At 73.3% G+C, this 25,988-nt stretch carries 26 protein-coding genes; 11 read left to right on the forward strand and 15 right to left on the reverse strand.

Annotated elements, in window-relative coordinates; all coding sequences use genetic code 11:
• Positions 1-19: 19 nt before the first annotated feature.
• The gene (locus tag ACWEJ6_RS29835) at positions 20-895 is read left to right on the forward strand and encodes an SGNH/GDSL hydrolase family protein (RefSeq protein ID WP_452428013.1); all 876 of its coding nucleotides are present in this window, start codon (positions 20-22) and stop codon (positions 893-895) included.
• A 30-nt stretch (positions 896-925) separates the two neighbouring features.
• On the opposite strand, the gene cydB is transcribed toward ACWEJ6_RS29835, so the two are convergent.
• Together cydB and ACWEJ6_RS29845 are read right to left on the reverse strand one after the other, a co-directional pair.
• Complete coding sequence (cydB, locus tag ACWEJ6_RS29840) at positions 926-1,894, reverse strand: cytochrome d ubiquinol oxidase subunit II (protein ID WP_387669687.1); 969 nt, start codon at positions 1,892-1,894, stop codon at positions 926-928.
• A 7-nt stretch (positions 1,895-1,901) separates the two neighbouring features.
• Entirely contained in the window at positions 1,902-3,275 is a 1,374-nt protein-coding gene (locus tag ACWEJ6_RS29845; RefSeq protein WP_352326394.1) for a cytochrome ubiquinol oxidase subunit I, read from the reverse strand.
• Positions 3,276-3,430: 155 nt separating this feature from the next.
• On the opposite strand from ACWEJ6_RS29845, the gene ACWEJ6_RS29850 reads away from it, so the two are divergent.
• Positions 3,431-4,078, forward strand: coding sequence for a pyridoxamine 5'-phosphate oxidase family protein (locus ACWEJ6_RS29850; protein WP_364342539.1), 648 nt, complete (start codon positions 3,431-3,433; stop codon positions 4,076-4,078).
• 18 nt (positions 4,079-4,096) lie between these two features.
• Here the strand turns inward: ACWEJ6_RS29850 and ACWEJ6_RS29855 are convergent, their stop codons facing one another.
• Genes ACWEJ6_RS29855 through ACWEJ6_RS29875 form a run of 5 tightly spaced genes read right to left on the reverse strand, consistent with a single transcriptional unit; the run spans position 4,097 to position 11,532 of the window.
• A complete protein-coding gene (locus tag ACWEJ6_RS29855) occupies positions 4,097-4,951 on the reverse strand; it encodes a universal stress protein (RefSeq protein ID WP_452428016.1) in 855 nt (284 codons plus the stop codon).
• A gap of 32 nt (positions 4,952-4,983) precedes the next feature.
• Entirely contained in the window at positions 4,984-5,673 is a 690-nt protein-coding gene (gene narI / locus ACWEJ6_RS29860; RefSeq protein ID WP_452428018.1) for a respiratory nitrate reductase subunit gamma, read from the reverse strand.
• Entirely contained in the window at positions 5,670-6,332 is a 663-nt protein-coding gene (narJ, locus tag ACWEJ6_RS29865; protein WP_452428020.1) for a nitrate reductase molybdenum cofactor assembly chaperone, read from the reverse strand. Before narJ ends, narI begins: the two co-directional genes overlap by 4 nt.
• Complete coding sequence (gene narH, locus ACWEJ6_RS29870) at positions 6,329-7,879, reverse strand: nitrate reductase subunit beta (protein ID WP_452428022.1); 1,551 nt, start codon at positions 7,877-7,879, stop codon at positions 6,329-6,331. The genes narJ and narH overlap by 4 nt, the downstream gene beginning before the upstream one ends.
• Entirely contained in the window at positions 7,879-11,532 is a 3,654-nt protein-coding gene (locus tag ACWEJ6_RS29875; protein ID WP_452428048.1) for a nitrate reductase subunit alpha, read from the reverse strand. Before ACWEJ6_RS29875 ends, narH begins: the two co-directional genes overlap by 1 nt.
• Before the next feature lie 187 nt (positions 11,533-11,719).
• Here ACWEJ6_RS29875 and ACWEJ6_RS29880 point away from each other — a divergent pair, with 187 nt between their 5' ends.
• Positions 11,720-12,361, forward strand: a complete 642-nt coding sequence (locus ACWEJ6_RS29880) for a response regulator transcription factor (protein WP_352351499.1) — start codon at positions 11,720-11,722, stop codon at positions 12,359-12,361.
• 65 nt (positions 12,362-12,426) lie between these two features.
• Positions 12,427-12,834: a pyridoxamine 5'-phosphate oxidase family protein gene (locus tag ACWEJ6_RS29885; protein ID WP_387669698.1), complete on the forward strand. Its 408-nt coding sequence runs from the start codon at positions 12,427-12,429 to the stop codon at positions 12,832-12,834.
• A gap of 109 nt (positions 12,835-12,943) precedes the next feature.
• Here the strand turns inward: ACWEJ6_RS29885 and ACWEJ6_RS29890 are convergent, their stop codons facing one another.
• The 5 genes from ACWEJ6_RS29890 to ACWEJ6_RS29910 form a co-directional block, all read right to left on the reverse strand.
• On the reverse strand, positions 12,944-14,167 hold the full coding sequence (locus ACWEJ6_RS29890; RefSeq protein ID WP_364342520.1) for an MFS transporter: 1,224 nt from the start codon (positions 14,165-14,167) through the stop codon (positions 12,944-12,946).
• Positions 14,168-14,318: 151 nt separating this feature from the next.
• Positions 14,319-15,989: a sensor histidine kinase gene (locus ACWEJ6_RS29895; protein WP_452428025.1), complete on the reverse strand. Its 1,671-nt coding sequence runs from the start codon at positions 15,987-15,989 to the stop codon at positions 14,319-14,321.
• Between the two features lie 89 nt (positions 15,990-16,078).
• Positions 16,079-16,735, reverse strand: a complete 657-nt coding sequence (locus tag ACWEJ6_RS29900) for a CBS domain-containing protein (RefSeq protein ID WP_452428027.1) — start codon at positions 16,733-16,735, stop codon at positions 16,079-16,081.
• 109 nt (positions 16,736-16,844) lie between these two features.
• Positions 16,845-17,249: a nuclear transport factor 2 family protein gene (locus ACWEJ6_RS29905; RefSeq protein ID WP_387669705.1), complete on the reverse strand. Its 405-nt coding sequence runs from the start codon at positions 17,247-17,249 to the stop codon at positions 16,845-16,847.
• Between the two features lie 80 nt (positions 17,250-17,329).
• Positions 17,330-17,863 carry a carboxymuconolactone decarboxylase family protein gene (locus ACWEJ6_RS29910; protein WP_387669706.1) on the reverse strand — a complete coding sequence of 178 codons (534 nt, stop codon included), beginning with the start codon at positions 17,861-17,863 and terminating at the stop codon, positions 17,330-17,332.
• An 88-nt stretch (positions 17,864-17,951) separates the two neighbouring features.
• On the opposite strand from ACWEJ6_RS29910, the gene ACWEJ6_RS29915 reads away from it, so the two are divergent.
• The 4 genes from ACWEJ6_RS29915 to ACWEJ6_RS29930 all read left to right on the forward strand — a co-directional run bounded on the left by ACWEJ6_RS29915 (position 17,952) and on the right by ACWEJ6_RS29930 (position 20,707).
• A complete protein-coding gene (locus tag ACWEJ6_RS29915) occupies positions 17,952-18,569 on the forward strand; it encodes a DUF4142 domain-containing protein (protein WP_452428030.1) in 618 nt (205 codons plus the stop codon).
• Positions 18,570-18,642: 73 nt separating this feature from the next.
• Entirely contained in the window at positions 18,643-19,098 is a 456-nt protein-coding gene (locus ACWEJ6_RS29920) for a hypothetical protein (RefSeq protein WP_387669709.1), read from the forward strand.
• A complete protein-coding gene (locus ACWEJ6_RS29925) occupies positions 19,076-19,873 on the forward strand; it encodes a hypothetical protein (RefSeq protein WP_452428032.1) in 798 nt (265 codons plus the stop codon). The genes ACWEJ6_RS29920 and ACWEJ6_RS29925 overlap by 23 nt, the downstream gene beginning before the upstream one ends.
• 150 nt (positions 19,874-20,023) lie before the next feature.
• Positions 20,024-20,707 (forward strand): copper resistance CopC family protein, encoded by a 684-nt coding sequence (locus ACWEJ6_RS29930; RefSeq protein WP_452428034.1) that lies wholly within the window; start codon positions 20,024-20,026, stop codon positions 20,705-20,707.
• A gap of 151 nt (positions 20,708-20,858) precedes the next feature.
• On the opposite strand, the gene ACWEJ6_RS29935 is transcribed toward ACWEJ6_RS29930, so the two are convergent.
• From ACWEJ6_RS29935 to ACWEJ6_RS29945, 3 genes are all read right to left on the reverse strand, one after another.
• Positions 20,859-22,106 carry an MFS transporter gene (locus ACWEJ6_RS29935; RefSeq protein WP_452428036.1) on the reverse strand — a complete coding sequence of 416 codons (1,248 nt, stop codon included), beginning with the start codon at positions 22,104-22,106 and terminating at the stop codon, positions 20,859-20,861.
• Positions 22,103-23,194 carry a PLP-dependent cysteine synthase family protein gene (locus ACWEJ6_RS29940; protein WP_452428038.1) on the reverse strand — a complete coding sequence of 364 codons (1,092 nt, stop codon included), beginning with the start codon at positions 23,192-23,194 and terminating at the stop codon, positions 22,103-22,105. Before ACWEJ6_RS29940 ends, ACWEJ6_RS29935 begins: the two co-directional genes overlap by 4 nt.
• Positions 23,195-23,284: 90 nt before the next feature.
• Positions 23,285-23,743 carry a hypothetical protein gene (locus ACWEJ6_RS29945; protein WP_452428040.1) on the reverse strand — a complete coding sequence of 153 codons (459 nt, stop codon included), beginning with the start codon at positions 23,741-23,743 and terminating at the stop codon, positions 23,285-23,287.
• A gap of 262 nt (positions 23,744-24,005) precedes the next feature.
• Between ACWEJ6_RS29945 and ACWEJ6_RS29950 the strand changes: the two genes are divergently transcribed.
• The 3 genes from ACWEJ6_RS29950 to ACWEJ6_RS29960 form a co-directional block, all read left to right on the forward strand.
• A complete protein-coding gene (locus tag ACWEJ6_RS29950; protein ID WP_452428042.1) occupies positions 24,006-25,307 on the forward strand; it encodes an aminotransferase class V-fold PLP-dependent enzyme in 1,302 nt (433 codons plus the stop codon).
• Positions 25,308-25,350: 43 nt separating this feature from the next.
• Entirely contained in the window at positions 25,351-25,764 is a 414-nt protein-coding gene (locus tag ACWEJ6_RS29955; protein ID WP_452428044.1) for an ArsR/SmtB family transcription factor, read from the forward strand.
• On the forward strand, positions 25,764-25,988 hold a 225-nt coding region (locus ACWEJ6_RS29960; protein ID WP_452428046.1), incomplete at its 3' end, for a cation transporter. The genes ACWEJ6_RS29955 and ACWEJ6_RS29960, both read left to right, overlap by 1 nt.

The following is a 25,988-nucleotide window of genomic DNA, read 5'->3' on the forward strand; positions in this document are numbered from 1 at the left end:
CCTCCAGAGAAGGTGCCCCATGTTCGGGAAGAAGTCCCTCACACTCTCAGCGGCGGCCGTCACGGCGGCCGTCTCCTCGCTCCTGGCGACGCCGGCCGCGCACGCCTCCGCCCGTGACACCGCCGTCGGCCACTATGTGGCCCTCGGCGACTCCTACACCGCAGGCCCGGGAATCCCGAATCAGACGGACGCCGACTGCGGCCGTTCCGACCGCAACTACCCGACCCTGACCGCGGCCGCGCGGACCGTCGCCGCCTTCACGGACGTCAGCTGCGCCGGCGCGACCACGGCGAACATGACCGGCGCGCAGGGCGCGGCCCCGCCCCAGCTGGATGCGCTCCGCCCGGAGACGGACCTGGTCACCCTCGGGATCGGCGGCAACGACATCAACGTCAGCGGCATCATCGGCCGCTGCGTCATCCTCGGCAAGATCAACCCCGGCGGCTCGCCGTGCAAGGCCAGCTACACCCTGGCCGGCATCGACCAGCTCGCCGGGCGCATCGCCGACACCGGCGACAAGATCGACGCCGTGCTCCAGGAGATCAGGCGGCGCTCCCCCGGCGCGGACGTCCTCGTCGTCGGCTATCCGGTCATCATGCCGGACGACGGGAGCAACTGCTATGCGACCGTCCCCATCGCCAAGGGTGACGCACCCTGGCTGCGGGACGTCGAGAAGCGCCTCAACACCATGCTCGCCACCCGCGCCGCGGCGGGCGGCGCCCGATTCGTCGACACCTACACCGGCTCGGTGGGCCACGACCTGTGCAAGCCCCTCGGCGTCCGGTGGATGGAGCCGATGGAGGGCGTGGACTCGGTGGGACTCCACCCCAACGCCTCGGGCCACCAGGCCATGTCCACCGCCGTGCTGACCGCGGTGGACGCCGCCCGGCGCTGACGGCGCCGCCGCCGCGGATCCTGATGGCCGTCAGGTTCGGACGGCGCCGGTGATGCGGCGGCGGAACACCCAGTACGTCCACGCCTGGTAGGCCAGCACCAGGGGCGTGAAGACGGCCGCGACCCAGGTCATCACCGTCAGCGTGTACGGGCTGGAGGCCGCGTTGGTCACGGTGAGGCTGTTGGCCGGGTCCAGGGCGGGCATGACGTTCGGGAACAGGCCGGTGAAGATCGCGGCCACCAGGGCGACCACGGCGACCGCGCTGGCGGTGAAGGCCCACCCGTCACGGCCGCGCACGGTCGCGGCCACCGCGCCGGCCAGGCCGAGCGCGACCAGCGCCACGGCGGCCCACCGCAGCGCGCCGCCGCCGTCCGAGAGCAGCAGGAACGCCATCACGACCAGGAACGCCGCCGGGGAGATGCTCTTGGCCATCCGGCCGGCGGCCAGGCGCAGGTCGCCGGTGGTGCGCAGGGCCAGGAAGACCGCGCCGTGCAGGGTGAACAGCAGCAGCGTGGCCAGCCCGCCGAGCAGCGCGAACGGGTTGAGCAGGGTCAGCAGCGTGCCGGTGTACTCGTGCTCGGCGTTCAGCGGCACACCGCGCACGATGTTGGCGAACGCCACCCCCCACAGGAAGGCCGGGACGAGCGAGCCCCAGAACAGCGCCCGGTCCCAGCCGCGCGTGCTGTCGCTCTTGCTGCGGTACTCCAGGGCCACGCCGCGGGCGATGAGCGCCAGCAGGATGAGGAACAGCGGCAGGTAGAAGCCGCTGAACAGGGTGGCGTACCACTCGGGGAAGGCAGCGAAGGTCGCGCCGCCGGCCACCAGCAGCCACACCTCGTTGCCGTCCCACACCGGGCCGATCGTCTTCAGGACGGCCCGCCGGTCGGCCTCCTCGCGGCTCAGGACGGGCATCAGGATGCCGACGCCGAAGTCGAAGCCCTCCAGCAGGAAGTAGCCGGTCCACAGCACGGCGATCAGGACGAACCAGACGTTTTCCATGATTTCCTCAGTAGCTCAGCGCGGGGACGGCGGTCTCGGGCTCGTCCTGCTCGTTCGGCCCGATCCGGATGAACTTGACCAGCAGCCGGATCTCGATGATCGCGAGCACGGCGTAGGCCAGGGTGAAGCCGACCAGCGTGATGGCCACCGAGGGGACGTCCGCCGTCGGCGAGACGGCGTAGGCGGTGCGCATCAGCCCGAAGACGGTCCACGGCTGGCGGCCCATCTCGGTGAAGATCCAGCCCATGCTGTTGGCCAGGAACGGCAGGCCGATCCCGGCGATGGCCAGCCGGTAGGCCCAGCGGCCCGCGGGCAGCCGGCCGCGCCTGGTCAGCCAGAGCCCGGCCAGGGCGAGCAGCGCCGACAGCATGCCGAACCCGATCATCAGCCGGAAGGACCAGTAGGCCAGGCCGACGATCGGCCGGTAGTCGCCGGGGCCGTACAGGGCCTGGTAGCGGGCCTGGATGTCGTTGATGCCCTCGACCTCGCCGTCCAGGGTGTTGGTGGACAGCAGGCTCAGGCCGTAGGGGATCTGCAGGTTGACGTGGTTGCGGCCGTTCTCGACGTCGCCGATGGCGAACAGGGAGAAGCCGGCGGAGGTCTCGTCCTCCCACAGGGCCTCGGCGGCGGCCATCTTCATCGGCTGCTGCTCGGTCATGATCTGGGCCTGCCAGTGGCCGGAGAACGACACCCCGACCGCCGAGACCAGGCTGACGGCCAGCGCCAGCCGGGCCGAGGTGCGGAAGAGGGAGACGTCCCGCTTGCGCAGCAGGAACCAGGCGCTGACGCCCAGCACGAACGCGGCCGCGGTCAGGAACGCCCCGAACAGGACGTGCGGGAAGGTGACCAGCGTGGTCGAGTTGGTCAGCACGGCCCAGATGTCGGTCAGCTCGGCGCGGCCGTTGTTGATCCGGTAGCCGACCGGGTGCTGCATCCAGGAGTTGGCCGCCAGGATGAAGTAGGCCGAGATGTTGGTGCCGATGGCGGCCAGCCAGATCGTGGCCAGGTGCAGCCGGGGCGACAGCCGGTCCCAGCCGAAGATCCACAGGCCGAGGAAGGTGGACTCCAGGAAGAAGGCCATCAGCCCCTCCATGGCCAGCGGCGCCCCGAACACGTCGCCGACGAAGCGGGAGTAGTCACTCCAGTTCATCCCGAACTGGAACTCCTGCACGATGCCCGTCACCACGCCCATGGCGAAGTTGATCAGGAACAGCCGGCCCCAGAACCGGGTCAGCCGCAGGTACTCCGGCTTCTTCGTCCGGTGCCACGCCGTCTGCAGGCCGGCCACGATGATCGACAGGCCGATCGTGAGCGGCACGAAGAGGAAGTGGTAGACGGTCGTGATGCCGAACTGCCACCGGGAGAGATCCAGGACATCCATGCAGGCCAGGCTCCTCTTCCCGGCCGCCGCGCCGTAGGGCCGTGCGTCCCGTGGCCGAGGGACGTTGGTCCCATGAAGGGGCGAAGGACCCTGTCCGGGGTACGGGGTGCCTGGACAGCGTCAACGCGCATGGGACGCAGAGGCAGGAGGAGACAGTGACAGCGACCGGCGACTTCGGCCACCGCATCCAGTACCACCGGCAGCGGCTGGGGCTCACCGTCGAGCAGGTGGCGGAGCGGGCGGAGATGTCCGCCGGCTACCTCCGGTACATGGAGGAGCACGTGGACATCCCGGACAGGGGAACCCTGAACCGCCTGGCCGACGCGCTCGGGACGACCGGCCAGGACCTGCTGGGCGGCGGGCGCGACCGTCCGCCGGGCGTCGGGCCCGCGATGGCCGAGCCCGTCCTGGAGGTCCTCGACCGCGAGGAGTGCCTGCGCCTGATCGCGCCCGGCGGCATCGGCCGGATCGCGTTCAACGGCTCGCACGGGCCGACGGTGCTGCCCGTCAACTTCCGGGTGCACGACGGCGCCATCGTCTTCCGCACCGCCGCGGGCGGCCCGCTCGACCAGGACCTGCGGACCGGTCTGGAGGGCGTCGAGGTCATGGTGGGCTTCGAGGTGGACCGGATCGACGAGGCCCGGCGGCAGGGCTGGAGCGTGCTCGTGCAGGGGCCCGCCCACCACGTGACCCCCGACGAACAGGCCGGGTCGGACGTCACCCCGTGGGCGGGCGGCGACCGGCGGCTGCACATCCGGATCGTCCCCCACCACGTCACCGGCCGCCGCATCCACTCCATGTGAGGGGGCCGGCCCCGGAGGCTAGAAGCGCGGCCGGACGACCGCCACCGGGCAGGCCGCGTGGTGCAGCACCCCGTGGCCGACCGAGCCCAGCACGGCCGAGGCGAAGCCGCCGAGCCCGCGCGAGCCCACCACCACCAGGTCGGCCGTCCCGGCGGCGCGGACCAGGGCGGAGACCGGGTGCTCGCACGGCTGTTCCTCGGTGATGACCAGGTCGGGGTTGGCCTGCCGCCACGGGACGACGTGCCCGTGCGCCTGGCGGTCGGCGTCCTGCATGACCTCGATGAGGCTGCCGTAGGCGGCGGCGTACGGCGAGGAGACCGGGATCTGCCAGGCCGAGACCACGTGCAGCCGCGCCCGGCGCGCCCTGGCCTGCTCGACGGCGTACTCCATGGCCGTGCGCGCGTGCCCGGAGCCGTCGAAGCCGACCACCACCCGGTCGTGCCGCCCCTGCGGCGGCGTCCGGACGACGACGACCGGGCCGGCGGCGTGCCCGGCCACGGCGACGCTCACCGACCCGGCCTGCATGCCGGTGAACCCGCCGAGCCCGCGCGCGCCCAGCACCAGGCTGTCGGCCGCGAGCGACTCCGCGACCAGGGTGTCCACGACGTTCCCGGCGACCGCCTCCGTCGTCACCCCTACCCGCACGGCCTCCCCGCCCCGTCCGGCCTGCCCGGCCAGGGCGGCCGGGATGGCCTGCCCGGCCAGGGCGGCGGCGGTCTCCAGCGCGCGGGCGGGGTCGTCCGTCCCGCCGGGCCGGCGCACGTGCACGATGCGCAGGTCCAGCCCGCGCCGCGCGGCGTCGGCCGCCGCCCATTCCACCGCCGCGGTCGCGGGCGCGGATCCGTCCACCGCCACCACGATCTGACCGCCCATCACGCTCTCCTTCCCTGGGATTCCTCGTGTCGTCAGGTCCGCGGCCGGACGGGCACGCGCCGCCGGTAGACGACGTAGGGCCGCCACAGGTACGCCACCGGCGCCGACCACACGTGCACCAGCCGGGTGAACGGCCAGATCGCGGCGAGCAGCCAGGCCGACATGGCGTGCAGCTGGAACAGCAGCGGCACGTCGGCCATCAGCCGCGGGTCGGGACGGAAGGTCAGCACGCCCCGGAACCAGACGGCGATCGTGGCCCGGTAGTCGTAGCCGCCGCCGAGCAGGTTGCTGCCCACGGTCGCGGCCATGCCGAGCACGATCACCACGGACAGCACGGTGAACAGCACCCTGTCGGCGCGGGTGGTGGTGCGCCGCACCCGCGGGCTGGTCAGGCGCCGGGCCAGCAGCAGCGTCAGGCCCGCGACGACCATGACCCCGGCCACGGTCCCGGCGCTGACCGACACCAGGTGGTAGAGGTGCTCGTCCACGCCGACGGCCTCGGTCCAGCTCTTGGGGACGAGCAGACCGAGCACGTGACCGCCGATGGCCGCGAACGCGCCCAGGTGGAACAGCGGCGAGCCGAGCCGCAGCAGCCTGCTCTCCAGCACCTGCGTGGTACGGGTGGTCCAGCCGAACTGGTCCACCCGCCAGCGCCAGACGTGCCCGGCGACGAAGATCGTCAAGGCGACATAGGGGACGATCGCCCAGAGCACGACGCTCACGGCCGTACCTCACTCTCGTTCAGCGGCGGCCCGTACGGGGCCAGGCCGACCTCCTCGGCGGGCGGGCCGGCCAGGGCGAGGTCGGCCACCGCGGCCCGCTCGGCCTCCGACATGCCGGGCAGCACCGCGCACAGGGCGTCCAGCACGAGCGCGTACGGCGAGCCGGCCTCGTGCAGGGCGGTGCGGATGAGCTCCAGCCCCTTGCGGTGCTGGCGCAGCGGCGCCTCCCCCACATCCGGCCCGGCCAGCGCGGCGAACTCGCACACCACCGGCAGGAAGTCGGGCAGCTCGCCCTCGGGCGGGGTGAGCCCGGCCACGCGGTAGCGCTGCTTGAGCGTCAGCAGGGCCATGCCCCGGCGGCGGGTGTCGCCGTGCAGGTAGTAGGTGAGGTAGAGGCTGGACCTGCGGCGCAGGTCGAAGGTCTCGACGTAGTGGCGGGCCAGCGGCATCGGCTGCCGGTCGCCGAACCACCACAGGAACTGCTCCAGCGCCTGGCGCGGATGCCCGTCGGGCAGCGCGGCGACGGCCGTGCGCAGCTCGAGGCGGGCGGCCAGCAGCCCGGCGTCCGGGTACTGCAGCAGCAGCGAGACCAGCCGGAGCAGCGCGGCGCGGTCCTGCGGCCGTTCGACGACGGTGTCGGGGGCGGGCAGCAGTCTCATGACGCCGGCCCCTTGCCGGTGAACAGCTTCAGGCCCAGGCGTCCGTCGCTGCGGCGGCCGGTCACGCCGGTCGGGTGGAACCCGCTCATCCCGGGGCCGCCGTCGCCGTCCAGGCTGCACCCGGCGGCCTGGGCCGACAACGCGGCGGCGTCCTCGCGGTGGGCGGCGGGCACGACGTAGCGCTCCTCGTACTTGGCGACGGCCAGCAGGCGGTACATCTCCTCCATGTCCCGCGCCGTCATCCCGGCCGACTCCAGCAGGTCCCCGGCCACGGTGCCGTCGAGGGTGCGGGCCCGCATGTAGCCGCGCATCGCCGACAGCTTCATCAGCACCCCGGCCACCACCTCGGTGTCCCCGGCGCTGAACAGCCCGGCCAGGTACTCCAGCGGGATGCGCAGGTCGGTGATGGCGTGGAAGACGTTGTCGGGGTCGTCGGCGTCCGCGCCGGCCCCGGTCACGGCGTCGAGCACCGGCGACAGCGGCGGGATGTACCAGACCATCGGCAGCGTGCGGTACTCCGGGTGCAGCGGCAGCGCCACCCGGTAGCGCATGGCCAGCCGGTAGATCGGCGAGCGCCGCGCGGCCTCGATCCAGTCCTCGCTGATCCCGCAGGCCCGCGCGGCGGCGGCCACCCGCGGGTCGTCGGGGTCGAGGAAGACCTTGCGCTGTGCCTCCAGCAGGTCGCGCGGGTCGGGCACGCGGGCGGCGGCGAGCACGGCGTCGGCGTCGTACAGGACGAGGCCGATGTAGCGCAGCCGGCCCACGCAGGTCTCGGCGCACACGGTCGGCTGTCCCGCCTCGATGCGGGGGAAGCAGAACGTGCACTTCTCGGCCTTGCCGGTCCTGTGGTTGACGTACACCTTCTTGTACGGGCACGACGAGACGCACATGCGCCAGCCGCGGCAGCGGTCCTGGTCCACCAGGACGATGCCGTCCTCCTCCCGCTTGTACATCGCGCCGGAGGGGCAGGCGGCCACGCACGCCGGGTTGAGGCAGTGCTCACAGATGCGCGGCAGGTGGAACATGAAGGTCTGGTCGAACTCCATGCGCACCTTCTCGGCCATGGCCGCCAGGTTGGGGTCGCCGTGGGCGTGCTCGGGGGCGCCGCCGAGGTCGTCCTCCCAGTTGGCGCCCCACGTGATGTTCATGTCCTTGCCGGTGATGGCCGACTTGGGACGGATGACCGGCACGTGCGGCCCGGCGGGGGCGTTGAGCAGGGTGTCGTAGTCGTAGGTGGCCGGCTCGTAGTAGTCGTCCAGGTCCGGCAGGTCGGGGTTGGAGAACAGGCTGAGCAGCCGCTTGACCCGGCCGCCCGCGCGCAGCTTGAGCCGGCCGCGCCCGTCGAGCTGCCAGCCGCCGTGCCAGCGTTCCTGGTCCTCGTACCGCTTGGGGTAGCCGACGCCGGGCTTGGTCTCGACGTTGTTGAACCAGACGTACTCGACGCCGTCCCGGTTCGTCCAGGTCTGCTTGCAGGTGACGGAACAGGTGTGGCAGCCGATGCACTTGTCCAGGTTCATCACCATGGCGACCTGTGCCATGACGCGCATCAGTAGGTCACCTCCTGGCCGCGGCGGCGGATCACCGTGATCTCGTCACGCTGGTTGCCGGTCGGCCCGTAGTAGTTGAAGGCGTAGGTGAACTGCGCGTACCCGCCGATGAGGTGGCTGGGCTTGAGCAGCAGCCGGGTGAGGGAGTTGTGCACGCCGCCGCGCCGGCCCGACCGCTCGGTGAGCGGGACGTTCACGTTGCGGTCCTTGGCGTGGTACATGTACACGGTCCCGGCCGGCATCCGGTGGGAGACGACCGCCCTGGCCACGACCACGCCGTTGCGGTTGTACGCCTCGATCCAGTCGTTGTCGGCGGCCCCGATCGAGGCGGCGTCCTCGACGCTCATCCAGATCGTCGGCCCGCCCCGCGACAGGGCCAGCATGTACGCGTTGTCCTGGTACTCCGAGTGGATCGACCACTTCGAGTGCGGCGTCAGGTACCGCACGGTGACCTCGGCGCCCTGCCCGTCAGCCTGCCCGTCAGCCTGCCCGTCGCGCTGGTCGCCGTGGTGGCGGCGCAGGTCGAGCGGCGGCCGGTAGGCGGGAAGCTGCTCGCCCAGCTCGATGATCCAGTCGTGGTCGAGGAAGAACTGCTGCCGGCCGGTCAGGGTGTGCCATGGTTTGTCGCGTTCGACGTTGATGACGAACGCGGAGTAGCGGCGCCCGCCCGTCTCCGAGCCCGACCACTCGGGCGAGGTGATCACCGGCTGCGGTCTCGACCGCGTGTCGGCGAACGTGATGCGCCTGCCCTCGTGCTCGGCGGCCAGGTCGGCGAGCCTGGTCCCGGTGCGCTTCTCCATGGTCTGGAAGCCCTGGGTGGCCAGGCGGCCGTTGGTGGTGCCGGACAGCGCGAGGATGGCCTCGCACATCCGGTCGGCGGTGCCCAGGGAGATGTGGCCCTCGGGGGTCTCGCCGTTCTGCTCACGCAGGTGGTCCAGCTCGGGGCCCACCCGGTAGGTGATCCCCTTGGTGGTCAGGCCCAGGTCGGCGAAGAGCGGCCCGATCCCGCGGACGCGCTCGGCGACCGCGCCGTAGTCGCGCTCGACCGTGACGATCTTGGGCATCGTCCGGCCCGGGACGGGCTCGCACTCGCCGTGCTTCCAGTCGCGCACCCGGCCGCCCGGCTGGGCCAGCTCGTCCGGGGTGTCGTGGGTGAGCGGGACGGCCAGCACGTCGGTGCGCCGGCCCAGGTGGCGGGCGGCGAGCTTGGAGAAGGCGTCGGCCAGCCCGAGGAAGGCGTCGTGGTCGGACCTGGTCTGCCAGGGCGGGGCGATGGCCGGGTTGAAGGCGTGCACGAACGGGTGCATGTCGGTGCTGGACAGGTCGTGCTTCTCGTACCAGGTGGCGGCGGGCAGGACCACGTCGGAGAACAGCGCCGTGGACGTCATCCGGAAGTCGATCGTCGTCAGCAGGTCGAGCTTGCCCTCCGCGGCGTTCTCCCGCCAGGTCACCTCGGCCGGGCGCAGCCCCTCGGGCGTCTCCTCGTTGCGCGCCTCGGCGTCGGCGCCGAGCAGGTGGCGCAGGAAGTACTCGTTGCCCTTGCCGGACGAGCCGAGCAGGTTGGCCCGCCACACGGTCAGCACCCGCGGGAAGTTGGCCGGGTCGCCCGGGTCCTCGGCGGCGAAGCGCAGCCGCCCCGCCTTCAGCTCGTCCACCACGTGCTCGGCCACCGGGACGCCGCGCGCGGCGGCCTCGTCGGCGAGCTTGAGCGGGTTGCGGTCGAACGTCGGGTGCGAGGGCAGCCAGCCCAGCCGGGCCGCCTGGGCGTTGCAGTCGGCGAACGAGCGGCCCGCGAACCTGCCCTCGCCCAGCGGGCTGGCCAGCTCGCCGGCCCCGATGCGCTCGTAGCGCCACTGGTCGGTGGCCAGGTACCAGAACGCGGTGCCGGCCATGTGCCGGGTCGGGCGCTGCCAGTCGAAGCCGAAGGCCAGGTGCTGGAAGCCGGTGACCGGACGGACCTTCTCCTGGCCCACGTAGTGCGCCCAGCCGCCGCCGTTGACGCCCTGGCAGCCGGTCAGCAGCACCAGCGTCAGGAACGAGCGGTAGATCTGGTCGGAGTGGAACCAGTGGTTGGTACCGGCGCCCATCGCGATCATCGACCGGCCCTGGGTGCGCTCGGCGTTGCGGGCGAACTCGCGGGCGATCCTGGCGATCGTGGCGGCCGGGACCGAGGTGATCTCCTCCGCCCAGGCCGGGGTGTAGGGCTGCGTGGCGTCCTCGTAGCTCGCCGGCCATTCGCCGGGCAGGTCGCGGGCCACGCCGTACTGGGCCATGAGCAGGTCGAACACCGTCGTGACGAGCTTGCCGGCCAGCTCGGTGACCGGGACGCCGCGGCGCATGACCGAGCCGCCCTCGGTGGGGCCCTCGTCGAAGCGCGGCAGGTCCACCTCGACCGCGCGCCCGGACCGGCCGAGCAGGGTCAGCGCGGGGACGGCGCCCTCCAGGTCGAGGTTCCAGCGGCCCTCGCCCTCCTGGCCCCAGCGGTGGCCGAGCGAGCCGTTCGGCACCTGCGCGGCGCCGGTCGTCTCGTCCAGGAAGACGGTCTTGAACTCGGCGTTCTCGCTCTCCTGGCCCAGGTCGGCGGCGGTCAGGAAGCGGCGCGGCACGTACGCGTCGCCGCGCGGCTCCAGCGTCACCAGGAACGGCAGGTCGGTGTACTTGCGCACGTAGTCGGTGAAGTACGGCACCTGCCGGTCGCGGAAGAACTCGGTCAGCGTCACGTGGCCCATCGCCATGGCCAGGGCGCCGTCGGTGCCGGGGTGCGGCGCGAGCCAGTCGTCGGCGAACTTGACGTTGTCGGCGTAGTCCGGGCTGACCGCGACGACCTTGGTGCCCTGGTAGCGGGCCTCGGTCATGAAGTGGGCGTCCGGGGTGCGGGTGACCGGGATGTTGGAGCCCCACATGATCAGGTAGCGGGAGTTCCACCAGTCGGCCGCCTCGGGCACGTCGGTCTGGTCGCCCCACACCTGCGGCGAGGCGATCGGCAGGTCGGCGTACCAGTCGTAGAACGACAGCAGCGTGCCGCCGATCATCGACAGGAAGCGGGTGCCGGCCGCGAACGAGGCCATCGACATCGCCGGGATCGGCGAGAAGCCCACCACCCGGTCGGGGCCGTGCTCCTTGATGGTGTGCACGTGGGCGGCGGCCATGAGCTCCAGGACCTCGTCCCAGCTCGACCGGACGAACCCGCCCTTGCCGCGGGCCCGCTTGTAGGCCCGCGCGCGCTCCGGGTCGCCGGTCAGCTCCGCCCACGCCAGCACGGGGTCGCCCAGCCTGGCCTTGGCCTCGCGCCACATCTCCAGCAGCACCCCGCGCACGTACGGGTAGCGCACCCGCGAGGGAGAGTAGGTGTACCAGGAGAAGGACGCGCCACGGGGACAGCCGCGCGGCTCGTACTCGGGCGACTCCGGGCCGACCGACGGGTAGTCGGTGGCCTGGTGCTCCCACGTGATCAGGCCGTCCTTGACGAACACCTGCCAGGAGCACGAGCCCGTGCAGTTCACGCCGTGCGTCGAGCGCACCACCTTGTCGTGCGCCCACCGGTCCCGGTAGAAGCGGTCCCATGCGCCGGGATCGACCTGGTGCAGGGTGCGGCCGTCGGCCGACACCTCCGCCCTGGTGAAGAACTTCCTGGCCGCCAGCAACGGCCCCATGCCCGGGATCGCGTCTATGTCGCTCACAACTCTTCCCCTGCCACAACGGTCATGGACCCAGGCTGGTGGGCGGGCGGGCGCTGCCGGCAGGGACCAAAGTCCCTTCGTACCGGCCGATGGGCCCACGACCGGCGCCCGGGACCTTGGTCCCTACTTCCGGGTGACGGGAGGCGGTAGCGTCGGAGGCATGATTCGTGTGTTCCTTCTCGACGATCACGAGGTCGTGCGGCGTGGCGTGGCCGCCCTGCTGGGCTCCGAGGACGACATCGAGGTGATCGGCGAGGCCGGGACCGCCGAGTCGGCGATCGCCCGCATCCCGGCGCTGAAGCCCGACGTCGCGGTGCTCGACGTGCGCCTGCCCGACGGCAACGGCGTCGACGTGTGCCGGGAGGTGCGTTCCAAGCTGCCGGGGCTGGCCTGCCTCATGCTGACCTCGTTCGCCGACGACGACGCCCTGTTCGACGCGGTGATGGCCGGCGCCTCGGGTTACGTGCTGAAGCAGATCCACGGCTCCGACCTGGTCGGCGCGGTGCGCACGGTGGCCTCCGGCCAGTCGCTGCTCGACCCGCAGACCACCGCCGCCATGTTGCAGCGGCTGCGCGACCAGGCCGCCCGGCAGGACCCGCTGGCGGCGCTGTCGGAGCAGGAGCGGAACATCCTCGACCTGATCGGCGAGGGGCTGACCAACCGGCAGATCGGCGAGCGCATGTTCCTGGCCGAGAAGACGGTCAAGAACTACGTGTCCAACCTGCTGGCCAAGCTCAACATGCAGCGCCGCACGCAGGCCGCCGCGCTGTCGGCGCGGTTGCGGGCCGACCGTCGCGACTGAGCGTCCCCCGCGTCGGGACTTTCGCCTCTGACACCGGGAACGTGCCTGGTGGGAGGCTGAGAAGCATGCAACTCGACTCGTCCGGGCTCCAGGTGCTCTCCCGTGAGGAGTGCCTGCGCCTGCTGTCGTCCACGCCGATCGGGCGGATCGTCTTCACCGATCGCGCCCTGCCGGCCGTGCAGCCGGTCAACTTCTGCCTCGACGGAGAGCGCGTCGTCATCCGCACCTCGATCGGGTCGAAGCTGGCCGCGGCCACCCGGCAGGCCGTGGTGGCGTTCGAGGCCGACGAGTTCGATCCCGCGATGCGCACCGGCTGGTCGGTGACGGCGGTCGGGCACGCGCGGGCGGTGACCGATCCGGCCGAGACGGCCCGGCTGGCCGCGCTGCCCCTGTCCCCGTGGGCTCCGGGGAGCCGCGACCACTACATCGTGGTCGACGCCGAGCAGCTGTCCGGCCGCCGGATCGCCGGCTGACGTACCGTCAAATGCGCGGGGCCCGGCCGGACGGCCGGGCCCCGCCTTTGCGTGGGGTGCGGTCAGCGCCTTTGCGTGGGGTGCGGTCGGCGCCTTTGTATGGGTGCGGTCAGCGCGAGCCGGCCGGGCCGGCCACGCGGCGGGCGGCCAGCGCGCGGACCGCGGTCACCGTCAGGGCCAGCGTCACCACGGCGGTGACCGCCAGCAGGGCCAGGCCGAGGCCGTACGAGCCGAGCCGGCCGTACAGGAAGCCCATCACCAGCGGCGGGACGAACCCGCCGAGCCCGCCGGCGGCGCCGACCAGGCCGGTGACCGTGCCGACCTTGTCGGCCGGGGCGACCTGCGCGACCAGCGCGAAGGTGGCGCCGCTGCCGGCGCCGAGCGCGGCGGCCATGGTCAGGAACGCGATCGTGCCGACCGGCATGAGGCCGGGGGTGAGCGCCTGCACGGCCGCCGTGCCGGCGGTGACGACGAACACGCCGGTCAGCACGGGCACCGGGCCGACGCGGTCCGACAGCCAGCCGCCGATCGGCCGGGCCAGCACGGCCAGCACGACGAACCCGGCCATCCGGTTGGCGGCGTCGGCCTGCTCCAGCCCATAGCCGGTCTGCAGGTAGGCGGGCAGGTAGACCGAGAAGGCGACGTAACCGCCGAAGGCGACCGCGTACAACACACACGCCTGCCAGGTGATCGGCAGCCTGAGCGCGGCGGCCATGCGCGCACCCAGCGGCTGGGTGACGACGGCACGGCCGGGCGCGTCGCGCAGCACCAGCCACGCCACGACCGCGTACGCGGCCAGCACGACGGCGGTGATGAGGAACGGCACGGCGGCGCCGCCCGCGCGGACCAGCGGGACGGTGGTCAGCGCGCTGATCGCGGTGCCGCCCATCCCGGCGCCGAAGATCCCGACCGCCAGGCCGCGCCGGTTCGGCGGGAACCAGGCGTTGACGAACGGCACCCCGACGGCGAACACGGTGCCGCCGACGCCGAGGAAGAACCCGCCGATCAGCAGCGAGACCATCGACGTCTGCCCGAACAGGCCGATGAACAGGACGGGGACGATGGTGGCCGCCGAGACCAGCGGGAACATCACCCGCCCGCCGAACCTGTCGGTGAGCGCGCCGACCGGGATGCGGCCCAGCGACCCCACGATGACCGGGACGGCCACCAGCAGCGCCTGCTGCCCGGCCGACAGCCCGAGCAGCTCCTTGAAACGCGGCCCGAGCGGACTGAGCAGGGCCCAGGCCCAGAAGTTCACCGCGAAGCCCAGGGTCGCCAGGGTGAGCATCAACGCCGGGCTGCGGCCGGGGGTGGTGGCCGGTGCGTTCGTCATGTCTTCCTCACGTGGTTCATGCGGAGGTGATCGCGGCCTGGATGGCCGCGATCACCTGGCTTTGCCGTCCCATCACAGCTCAGCGGGCATGACGCGGGGTATGGACGAAGGTCCCGACCTCCCGGGACTTAGGACGCGCGAGGGGCGGCCGTCACAGCGGGACGTGCCAGCGCAGGCGGGTTCCGCCCTCCTCCGGCGTCTCCAGCTGGGCGGCCCCGCCGAGGTCGGCGGCGCGTTCCTCGATGTTGCGCAGGCCGCTGCGCCGCCCGCCGTCGCCCACGCCGACGCCGTTGTCGCCGACGAGGAGGGTGAGCCGGCCGCCGGCGACCTCGATGGAGACCTCGGCCCGGGTGGCGTGGGAGTGGCGCACCACGTTGGACAGCGCCTCGCGCAGGACGGCGAGCAGGTGCCCGGCCACCTGGTCGGGCACCAGGGTGTCGATCTGGCCCTCCATCCGCAGGCCGGGCATGAACCCCAGGTGCGCGCCCGCCCCCTCCACCAGGTCGACGATCTTCGTGCGCAGGCTCGGCGCGGCGTCCTCGCGCGGGGCCTGGAGGGCGAAGATGGACGAGCGGATCTGCCGGATGGTCTCGTCCAGCTCGTCGATGGCGTGCTGGAGCCGTTTGCCCGCCTCCGGCCGCTCGACCAGCCGGACGGTGCTCATCAGCGTCATGGCCGTGGCGAACAGGCGCTGGATGACGACGTCGTGCAGGTCCTTGGCGATGCGGTCGCGGTCCTCCAGCAGGCCGAGCCGTTCGGCGTCGCGGCGGGCCTCGGCCAGCTCCAGCGCGATCGCCGCCTGCCCCGCGAACGACTCCAGCATCTGCTGGTCGGCCCCGCTGAACGGCAGCCGCCCGCCGCGCTTGGCCAGCATGAGCACGCCGCGCACGCGGGGGGCGGCGCCCAGCGGCACCATCAGGCCGGGGCCGTAGCCCAGCCGCCGCAGCGGCGAGTCGAGGTAGGGCGTGCCCGGCAGGTCGCGTTCGGACCTGGGCTCGGCGTGCGTGAACGCCTCCCCCGCCAGGGTGGCCGAGACGTCGAACGCCATCCCCAGCAGCTCGTCGGCGCCCTCGCCCTCGGCCACGTCGACGGTCAGCGTGCCGCCCGACGGGTCGGGCAGCAGCACCTGGACCAGGTCGGCGTCGGTCATCTGGCGGGCCCGCGCCGCCATGGTGGTGAGCACCTCACGCGAGCCGGCGCCGGACAGCAGACTGGTGGTGATCTCCGAGGACGCCTGCAGCCAGGTCTCGCGCCGGCGCGACTCCTCGTACAGCCGGGCGTTCTCCACGGCGACGCCGGCGGCGGTGGCCAGGGCGATCACGATGGCCTCGTCCTCCTCGTCGAAGTCGCCGCCGCCGCGTTTCTCGGTCAGGTAGAGGTTGCCGAACACCTCGTCGCGCACCCGCACCGGGACGCCGAGGAAGGTGCCCATCGGCGGGTGGCCGGGCGGGAAGCCGTAGGACTCGGGGTGGTCGGAGATGCGGCCCAGCCGCAGCGGACGGGCGTCCTTGATCAGCAGGCCGAGCAGGCCCAGCCCGTGCGGCCAGTGCTCGATCCGGGCGATCTCCTCCTCGCTCAGCCCCACCGGGATGAACTGGACGAGCGTCTGCTCCTCGCCGACCACGCCGAGCGCCCCGTAGCTGGCGTCCACCAGCTTGGTGGCCGTCTCGACGATCCGCCGCAGCACGGTCTCCAGGTCGAGGTCGCTGCCCACCGAGACGACGGCCTCCAGCAGCGCGTGCACCCGGTCACGGGTGGCGAGGACGGCATTGAGCCTGGTCTGCAGCTCGGCCAGCAGCTCGTCGAGCCGCATCTGGGGCATCAGGCTACGCTGCTCACTTTCCGACATACCGTTCAGTGTCCCAGCACGTGCCCTCGCCGCCGGAATCAGCCCGCCGGGCCCGTCCGCCTCTACAGCAGCGGCGGGACGGTGACCAGGTCGTCCCGGTCGCGGTCGAGCTCGGTCACGACGTCGACGACGCCCTCCACCGCCCGGACCGCCTCCGTCAGCGCGGCGGCCCGTGCGCGGGTCGCCACCCGGCCGGTGATCGTGACCACGCCGGCGTCGACCGTGACCGCGAACGTGCCGTCCGGCGGGAGCACGGCCCTGACGTCCGCCTCCAGCTCGGCGGCCGGGCGGGTGAAGACGCGCAGCACGTCGCGCTGGTGCAGGGTGCCGACGACGCGTCCGGTGACCGGGTCGATCACCGGGAGCTGCCTGATCCGCCGGGCGTGCATGATCCTGGCCGCCTCACGCACCGGCATGCCCGGAGTTACCGTGACCGCCGGCGACGTCATCAGCTCGGCGGCGGTGACGGCGGCGGCCTTGCGCTGCTCCTGCCGCCGCGCCCGCGAGTCGAGGACGGAGACGGCGTGCCGGGCCCGGCCGGTCTCCTTGAGCAGCAGGTCGTCCTCCGACACCACGCCCACCGGCCGCCGGTCGGCGTCGATCACGGTGACCGCGCCCACCGCGTACCGCTTCATCGCCGCCACGATGTCGGCGAACGACGCGTGCTCCAGCACCGCGATCGCCACGCGTCCCATGACGTCCTTGACCTCGATCGACATGATCGCCACCTCGCTTTCCGCCTCCACGGTCCCTCGCCGGGGGGCGGTGGCGGCAGCGGCGAACGTCCCGCGGGCGAGGGGCTTAGGTCCTGGACGGCGGGAGCGGGTGTCAGTGCAGCGGGCCGGCGAAGACCACGATCTCGTCGATGTCGCCGGCGGCGGTGAGGTGCACCATGTCGGTGCCCGACAGGACGGTGGCGCCGTCGGGCCCCTCGAAGCGCCAGCCGAACCTGGCCCACTCGTGCGGCGCGTCGACGGACGTCGTCCGGACCATGCGGCAGCCGCCGGCCCGGTAGCCCTGCACCACCTCGGTGACGAAGTCGGCCACCGCGCCCCGGCCGGACCCGCGGCCGAGCGGCCCCCAGAACACCACGTCGGCGGCGAGGGCACGGCTGAGCAGCGCGGAGCGGTGGTCGGGGTCGTCGGCGTTGGCGGCGGCGATGAAGGCGTCGATCGCGTCGGCGTGGGCCCGGTGGTGCCGCTGCGGGGATGCCGCCGGTTCGTGCGCGGTCATGTCGTCCTCCATCCGTCGCCGGGGCGTGCGGGAACCGGGGCCGGTCGCACGCCGATCGCCATGGGCCAGTACATCACGAGCTAACCCCTGGCCTGCTCCTCTTCCGGCTGGTTCCCCACGAGCAGGTTGAACGCGCCGGTCAGCAGGTTGAGCGAGACCAGGCCGACGACCTCGGCGATCACCCGGTCGCTCCAGCCGAGGGAGCGCAGCCCCGCCACCTCCTCGTCGGTGATGGACGACGGCTCGACCAGCACCCGCACCGCCACCGCGATCAGGGCGGCCTCCCGCGCGTCGGCCGAGGTGCCCTGGCGGGCCAGCGCGACGTCGGCCTCGCTCAGCCCGGCGGCCAGCGCCCCCTCGGTGTGCGCGGCCAGGCACGTGCCGCAGCCGATCCACTCCTGCACGGCCAGGGAGATCTTCTCGCTGAGCGCGCGCGGGATCTTCACCCGCTTCATCGCCCGCGAGAAGTCCAGATATCCCTGGAGCAACGCGGGCGAGTGGGCCATCGTGGACACCATGTCACCCACCCCGCCGTGCCTGGCGACGATGTCGTCCAGGATCTGACGGGACTTCTCAGGGGCCTTCTCGGGAACGAGCGGTTCAAGACGTCTCATACGGCGCACTCTATACCTGTGGGGGGTATGCAGGAAACCGGTCCCGGATCCGTTGAACCGGATCCGGCGGGCCCGCGTACCTTCGAGCATGCACAGGCTCTTGCGCGGTGAGATGTTCATGCTGGGCGGCTTCGTCGCGGCGGCGGCGGCGACGATCCTGCTGATCCTGCCTCCGTCGATCGACCCCGCGGACGCGCAACGGACCCTCACGCCCTCGGGCCCCCTCTCGGCCGCCGACGTGGACCTGCTGATCAAGGTGCGGCAGGCGGGCCTGTGGGAGATGCCCGCGGGCGAGTACGCCGCCACCCGCGCCCAGTCGCAGCGCGTCAAGCAGGTCGGCAGGCAGATCATGGGCGAGCACCAGAAGCTGGACCAGATGACCCGCGACACGGCGGCCAGACTCGGCGTCGCCCTGCCCGACGAGCCCAACCCCGACCAGCAGCGCTGGCTGGCCCAGCTCGCGGCCGAGAGCGGCCCGGCCTTCGACCAGGACTACGCGAACCTGCTGCGCGCCGCGCACGGCAAGGTCTTCGGCACCCTGGCGCTCGTCCGGGCCGGGACCAGGAACGCCGAGATCCGCAAGTTCGCCCAGGAAGGCATCAACTTCGTCATGCGCCACATGACGTACCTCGAATCGACCGGCCTGGTGAACCACAACCAGCTCCCCGAGCCCCCGCTCCCGTCCCCCGCCCCGCCCACCTCCTGACCTGCCGGCCCCTGGAAGCGCGTCTTCCCACGGGTGACCGGTCCCATCGACACTCCGGCGGAACACCGACCTCATGCCCGAACCCCTCGAAGCACCCGTCCGCGCGTCGCGGCAGGCGATCGCCGCCCTGGGCATCGCCCTGCTGGCGGGGTGCGCGGCCGCCCCCGTCCCCCAGGGGCAGCCGGCGCACCACCACGGCGCCGCGCCCCCCGCCCCCGCCGTCGCCGTCGCGCCGAAGGTGCCGGCCGGCGACATGAAACAGCTCACCACCCTGCTCGGCTGCCCCGCCGGGAAGCTGCAGACCGACGCCGCCGAGCTGCGGCAGGCGGCCTGCGACACCCCCCAGGGCCGCCTGACGATCGTGACGTTCAGCACCGACAAGGGCAAACGAGACTGGCTCGACATCGCCCAGGCGTACGGCGGCGCGTACCTGGTCGGCGACCGCTGGGTCGTCGTCGCCACGGCCGACCTGCTGGAACGGCTACGCGGCCGCCTGGGCGGCCAGCTTGAGACCCCACAACACCACTGACCCCTCCCAGCCGGCCCGGCTCCCCGCCGCGCCTGCCCGTCGCGCCCGCCTGGTGCGCAAGGACGCGGATGACGACCTGGCCGGGCTCTGGCACGATGGCCGGATGCAGGTCGCCCGTCCCGTGGTCCGCGCGCTTCGCGCCGCGGTGTTCACGGCCGTGTGCGTCCTGGCCTCGGCGGCCCTGCACACGCTGGTCGGCGGCACGGCGATCGCGCCCGGCCCGCTGGCCCTGGCCGTCGTGGCGACCTTCGCGGCCGCCTACGCCGCCGGGTCCCGTCCCCGCGGATGGGCGCCCCTGCTGGCCATGTGCGTGGCCGCCCAGTACGGCCTCCACGAGCTCTTCGACGCCTCCGAGTCCGCCCGGTACGGCCTGAGCCACCTGCTCGACCCCTCCTCCCCGTCCTTCGGCGGGCCGCTCGCCGGTCCGTTCGGCGGGCCGTCCGCCGGGTCGCCCGCCGGGGCCGTCGCCCATGGGCACGGCTCCTCCGGGATGGTGGTGATCCACCTGGCGGTGGCCGTCTCGTCGAGCTGGTGGCTGGCCCGCGGTGACGCGGCGCTGGCGGCGTTGCTGCGGTTGAGCACGGTCCGGCTGGCCCGGCTGTGGGCCGTCCTGTGCGCCTGGCTGTCCGTCCTGGCTCCGCCGCCCGCCGGGCCCGCCCGCGCGTGCCCGCTGTGGCCTCCCGTGGCGGGTCACCGGGCGCTGCTGCTGGCTCCGGTCCTCTCCCGGCGCGGGCCGCCCCGCCCGGCTGCGCACGCCCGGCTGTCCGGCCGCTGACGTTCCCCGTCATGCGGCGGGTCCGGCGTGCCTTCCGGCAGGCAGACGACCCAGCCGGCGCCGCCGCGGTACGCCCCTCGCGTCCCGTCGCGCGCCGGACCGCATGTCCATCCGGCGATCGAGCCGGATCCAGGAACCTCGGAGTTCGCAGTGACCCCTTCCCTTCGTCCCGCGCGTCGCCCGTTCCGGGTGGCCGTTCGTGCCGGTGTCGCCGTCGGCGGCGCCGTCCTGCTGCTGCTGGCCGCCGCGCCCGCCGCGCTGGCCCATGACCGGCTGAAGAGCAGCTCACCCGCCGACGGCGCCAAGCTCGCGCAGGTGGAGAGCATCGAGCTGGAGTTCACCTCCCGCATGACCCTGCCGACCCTCGTGCTCGACGGCCCGGCGGGCGAGAACCTGCCGCTGGGCAAGCCGCGGGCCCAGGGCGTCACGGTGAAGGCCGAGCCGGCCGCGCCGCTGGAGCCCGGCAAGTACCGGCTGGCCTGGCGGGTGGTCTCCTCCGACGGCCACCCGATCGCCGGCGAACTGCGTTTCACCGTCACCACCCCGGCCACCCCGGCCGCGAGCGAGCCCGAAGCCACCCCGACCGAGACCACGTCCGAGACCCCGACCTCGACCGAGACCACGTCCGCGACCCCGACCTCGACCGGGGCCTCGGCCGAGGCCGCCCCGGCGGCCTCCTCGTCACCGGTCGCCCAGGCCGAGGCGGACACGGGCTCGAGCGGCGTGCCCGGCTGGTTGTGGGTGGCCGCGGCAGTGCTGGTCGCGGGCGGAGCCGCGACCGTCGTGGCCGGCCGCCGCAGGCGCACCACCGGGGACGCCGACCCCAGACCCTGACCGGGTCGCGGGCGCTCCAGGTCGCCATGCGGTCCCACCCGCTGGCCAGGTCGCGGGCACTCCAGGTCCGGATGCGACCCCAGCCCCTGGCCAGGTCGCGCGCACTCCAGGTCCCGATGCGACCCCAGCCCCTGGCCGGGTTGCGGGTGGTCTAGGTGGCCATGGCCGCCGGCAGGCGGGGCCGGAGGGCCCTGCGGTGTTCCAGGCGGGCCACCGCCAGGGCCGAGGCCAGCCCCGCGAAGGTCAGTGACAACCAGGGCAGGCCGGCCCAGCCCGCGTCGGCGGCGACGTCCAGCAGCGCGCCCGACAGCAGGTTCCCGGCCAGGATCCCCGCGCCGGAGGCCAGGTTGTACAGGCCGTAGTAGGTGCCGACCAGCTCCTCGCCCGCCATGTCGGCGATGGTGGCCATCTCGAACGGGAAGGCCACCAGCGTCCCCGCGCCGAGCAGCAGCGCGCACAGCAGCGCGGCCGTCAGCGTCGCCGCCCGCGGCAGGTGGAGCTGCGCGGCGGCGACCATGGGCAGGAAGGCCGCCCCCATGAGGGCCAGCCCGCGGGTGATCGCCTGGCCGCGGCTCCACCGTTCGCCGCACCAGGCGGTCAGGCGCACCTGCCCGGCGATGCCGAGCAGCGCCGACACCGCGTACAGGGCGGTCACCGCCCACTGGCCGCCGCCGGCCCGCTGCACCTCCAGCGGCAGGGCGAGGTACATCTGGTACGACAGCGCGTACGAAGCGATCATCGACGCCGCGAACGAGACGAACGCGCGGTCACCGAACGCCTGCCGCCACGCCCGCAGCACCGGCTGCCGCGCCCGCCCCGGCTCCCGGGGCCGCGCGGGCAGGTAGCACCCCTGCAACACGGTCAGGACGGCGAAGATCCCCGCCGCCCCCAGGCACACCGCGGTGAACCCGCCCGCCAGCAGCAGCACCCCGAGCAGCGGCCCGAGCAGGATGCCGCCCTGGTAGAACACGTTGAACACGGCGAAGGCCGCCACCTTGCGCGGCCCGGCCGCGGCGGCCAGGTACGCGCGGGCCGCCGGGTTGAACAGCGCCCCGGCCAGCCCCGTGATCACCGCGGCCGCCACCAGCAGCGGCAGCGACGTGGTGAGCCCGAACAGCGCGAACCCCACGGTACGCAGCGCGCACCCCGCCATGATCATGGGTTTGTGCCCGAACCGGTCGGCCAGCGTGCCGCCGATCAGGAACATGCCCTGCTGGCTGGCGTTGCGCAGGCCGAGGATGAGCCCGATCGTCCAGGCGGCGAGCCCCGCGCCGGCCGACAGGTGCTGGGCGAGGTAGGGCATCAGCATGTAGAAGCCGATGTTGATGCCCGCCTGGTTGATCTGCAGCAGCCGGATCGGCCGGTCGAAGGAGCGGAACTGCGCCAGCGTGGCCTTCATCGCGGGCCCGCCAGCGGGTCGCGGACGGTGGCGCAGCGGGTCCAGCGGCGCACCTCGCGCTCGGCGGGGTCGTCCAGCTCGTCGGGCGCGTCGGCCGGGGTGACGCCGAGCAGGCCGTGGGCGCGGCAGTAGCCGTCGTCGAACACGGTGTTCCAGTAGCGCCAGGGCCCGTCGGGGAAGACGGCGACGACGCAGCCGCCCGGCCCGGCCCGGCCGGCCAGCCAGCGGGCCACCAGGCTGACGGCTCCGGTGCTCCAGCCGCCGGAGACGTAGTGCTGGGCCGCCAGGGTGCGGCAGGCCCACACCGCCTCGGCGGCGCTCACCCAGTGGACCTCGTCGAAGGCGTCGTAGGCGACGTTGGCGGGGTGGATGCTGGAGCCCAGGCCGCGCATCAGGCGGTGGCGGTCGGGCTGCCCGAAGATGGTCGAGCCGACGGTGTCGACGCCGACCAGCCGCAGCCGGGGCAGGTGGCGGCGCAGCTCGCGGGTGATGCCCGCGCTGTGCCCGCCGGTGCCGACCGAGCAGACCAGCGTGTCGATGTGCGGCAGCTGGGACAGCAGCTCGCGGGCCAGCCCGGCGTAGGCGGCCACGTTGTCCGGGTTGCCGTACTGGTCGGGGCAGTACGAGCCGGGCAGCTCGGCCAGCAGCTCCTCGACCCGGTCGCGGCGGGCCCGCTGCCAGCCGCCGGTGGGATGCGGCTCCGGCACGATCTCCAGCCGTACGCCGTGGCAGGCCAGCAGCCGCTGCATGAGCGGTTCCATGCCGGGGTCGGCGACCAGCACGACCGGATGGCCGAACGTGATGCCGGCCAGGGCCAGCCCGAGGCCGAGGGTGCCGCTGGTGGACTCGACGATCGTCGCGCCGGGGGCCAGCTCGCCCCGGGCGCGGGCCTGCCTGACCATGTGCAGGGCGGGCCGGTCCTTGATGCCGCCCGGGTTGAAGCCCTCCAGCTTGGCCCAGAAGCCGCCGCCGTCCGCGACGAACGGCGCGGCGACGAACGCCAGCGGCGTGTTTCCGACGGTGACGCAAATACCCGAATTTCCGATGGCGGGCAGAATGTCAGGGCGCGGCAAAGTGTCGTACGACATTGGTTGTTATCCCCGAGATGAACGGCGCCCGCGCGGCACGGAAGACGCCGCGGGCGCGGTGGAAAAGGACGACGGCGAAAGACGCGCGTCCTATATGCGCATCACGCGGAGATTTTCGCGGCCTGAAACGGCCTGTCGCGAGGCGGCCCGCAGCGCGGGTCGTAGGGGCCCGGACACGACGGCCGCGGGCCCGGCGGCGAGCACGGGGGCGGCGGCCACGGGCGGCGCGGCGGCGGCGGTGGCCGCGCACTCCTGCTCGGTGCCGTGCAGGTGGCCCGGCGGCAGCTCGCCGTGCAGGCACCCGGCGTCGCGCACCGGCATCCGCCCGGGCAACCAGCTGACGTGCCGATGCACGTCGAGGTGGGCGCTCTGGACGGACGGCGCGGGGCCGCCCTGGGCCCGCTCGGACAGCTCGACGGCCGCGCACGCGCCGCCGTGCGCGAACACGACGGTGATCAGCATCGCGAGGGCCAGCATCGCGTACGGCCACCACCGGCCGGCCCCCGAGGTGGGCGGGCGGAGCGCGCGGGCTGACCTGGACGTGAGCATCACCGCAGATCATGCCCGGCACGCGGCGCGGCGCGCCGGGAAAAGGCCAAGGCCGAGGTAAAGAAATTCCCGGCGCACGGGAATCGCGCACGGGAATCGCCGCCGCCAACCGCTTCCAGACCTCCGGTTCGACGCCCTCGATTTCCCGCCGGATGGCGGGAACGACGGCGAGCCGTTTTCGCCGCGCGGCGGCATCTCCGCGACACTGGCATTCGCCGGCGCGGCCCCGATTCCGCGCCGCCATCGACCTTGGGGGTGTCTCATGGCCCTGTCCAGACGCGCGGTCATCGCCGGGGCCGGCGCGCTGGCCGCGCTCCCCCAGGCGCTCCCCGCGGCGCTCACCCAGGCGCTCCCGCGGGCCGCCGCCGCCGACGCCGCGGACCTGGCCCGGGACGAACGCTTCTGGGCGGGCGTGGCCGGGCAGTTCCGGGTCAGCGGCGACTTCGTCAACCTGGAGAACGGCTACTACGGGATCATGCCGGAGCCGGTCCGGCGCGCCTACCACCGCAACGTCGACGTCCTCAACGCCCGCAACTCCCACCTGCTGCGCACGGCGTACAAGGCCAGGGCCGACGCGGTGCGCGACCGGATCGCCGCGCTGCTGGGCGTCACCCGTGCGGAGATCGCGCTCACCCGGGGCGGCACCGAGGCGCTGCAGAACCTCATCTCCGGCTACCGGCGGCTGCGGCCCGGCGACGCCGTGCTCTACGCCGACCTGGACTACCCCTCCGCCCAGCACACCATGAACTGGCTGGCCGGGCGGCGCGCGGCCACGGTCGCCCGGTTCGTCCTCCCCGAGCCCGCCACCCGGCAGGCGGCGCTGGACGCCTACGAGCGGGCGCTGCGGACCACCCCGAGGGCCCGGCTGCTCCTGCTGTCGCACCTGAACAACCGCACCGGCCTGGTGCTGCCGGTCCGGGAGATCGTCGCGATGGCCCGCGAGCGCGGCGTGGACGTCGTCGTGGACGCCGCCCACTCCTGGGGGCAGCTCGACTTCACCCTGCCCGCCCTCGACGCCGACTTCGCCGCGTTCTCGCTGCACAAGTGGATCGGCGCGCCCCTCGGCACCGGGTTCCTCTACATCCGCCGGGACCGGCTGGCCGACATCGAGCCCGTCTTCGGCGACGAGAGCTTCCCGGCCGGCGACATCCGCTCGCGGGTCCATTCGGGCACCATGGACGTCGCGGCGCCCCTCACGGTCCCCGACGCGCTCGACTTCCACCTGCGGCTCGGCGCGGCCGTCAAGCAGGCCAGGCTGCGGCACCTGCGCGACCGCTGGGTGAGCCAGGTCCGCGACCTGCCGGGCCTGCAGATCCTCACCCCGGACGAGCCCGGCATGTACGGCGCGATCACCGCCTTCCGCATCGCCGGCCGCACCTCCACGGCCGACAACGAGGCCGTCGCCGCCACCCTGCTGGACACCTACGGCCTCTACACGGTCGCCCGCACGGGCATGGCCGGGGGCGACGCCGTCCGGGTCACCCCGGCGCTGTTCACCTCGGCGGCGCAGGTGGACCGGCTGGCGGCGGCGCTGCGGCGGCTGACCCCGCGGCTGCGAGCCTGAGACAGGTTGACAGATCACCGACATGTCCCGCTAAGTTGGATATGTGAACAGTTCTTCAGATGAGCACGTGTTGGCCGTGGACGGCTGCGCGGTCAAGGTGGTCGACGCCGACCGCGTCGCGGCCGTGCACGAGCGCATGCCCGCCGCCGCGGACCTGGCCGACACGGCCGACGTCTTCGGCCTGCTGTCCGACCCCAACCGGCTGAAGCTGCTGGTCGCCCTGCTGGACGGCGAGCTGTGCGTGTGCGACCTGGCGGCGGTGACCGGGCAGAGCGAGTCCGCGGTCTCCCATGCTCTGCGCCTGCTGCGCGCCCATCGCATCGTGGCCGCCCGCCGCTCGGGCCGGATGGCGTACTACCGGCTGGAGGATCCGCACGTCCGGATGCTGCTCGACCTGGCGCTGGCCCACACCGAGCACACCGAGGCCATCCACCCCGAACGCGAAGGGACGTCGTGATGGGCGCCGGACACGGGCACGGACACGGACAGGCGCAGGGGCACGCCGGGGCCCGGCACCGCTGGCGGCTGGCGGTCTCGTTCGTCCTGATCGGCGCGTTCTTCCTGGTCGAGCTGGGCTACGGCCTCTTCTCCGGGTCGCTGGCCCTGATGTCGGACGCCGGGCACATGGCCGCCGACGTCGTCACGCTCGGCGCGGCGCTGGTCGCCACCAGGATCGCCGCT

Source organism: Nonomuraea sp. NPDC004702, assembly GCF_053601695.1.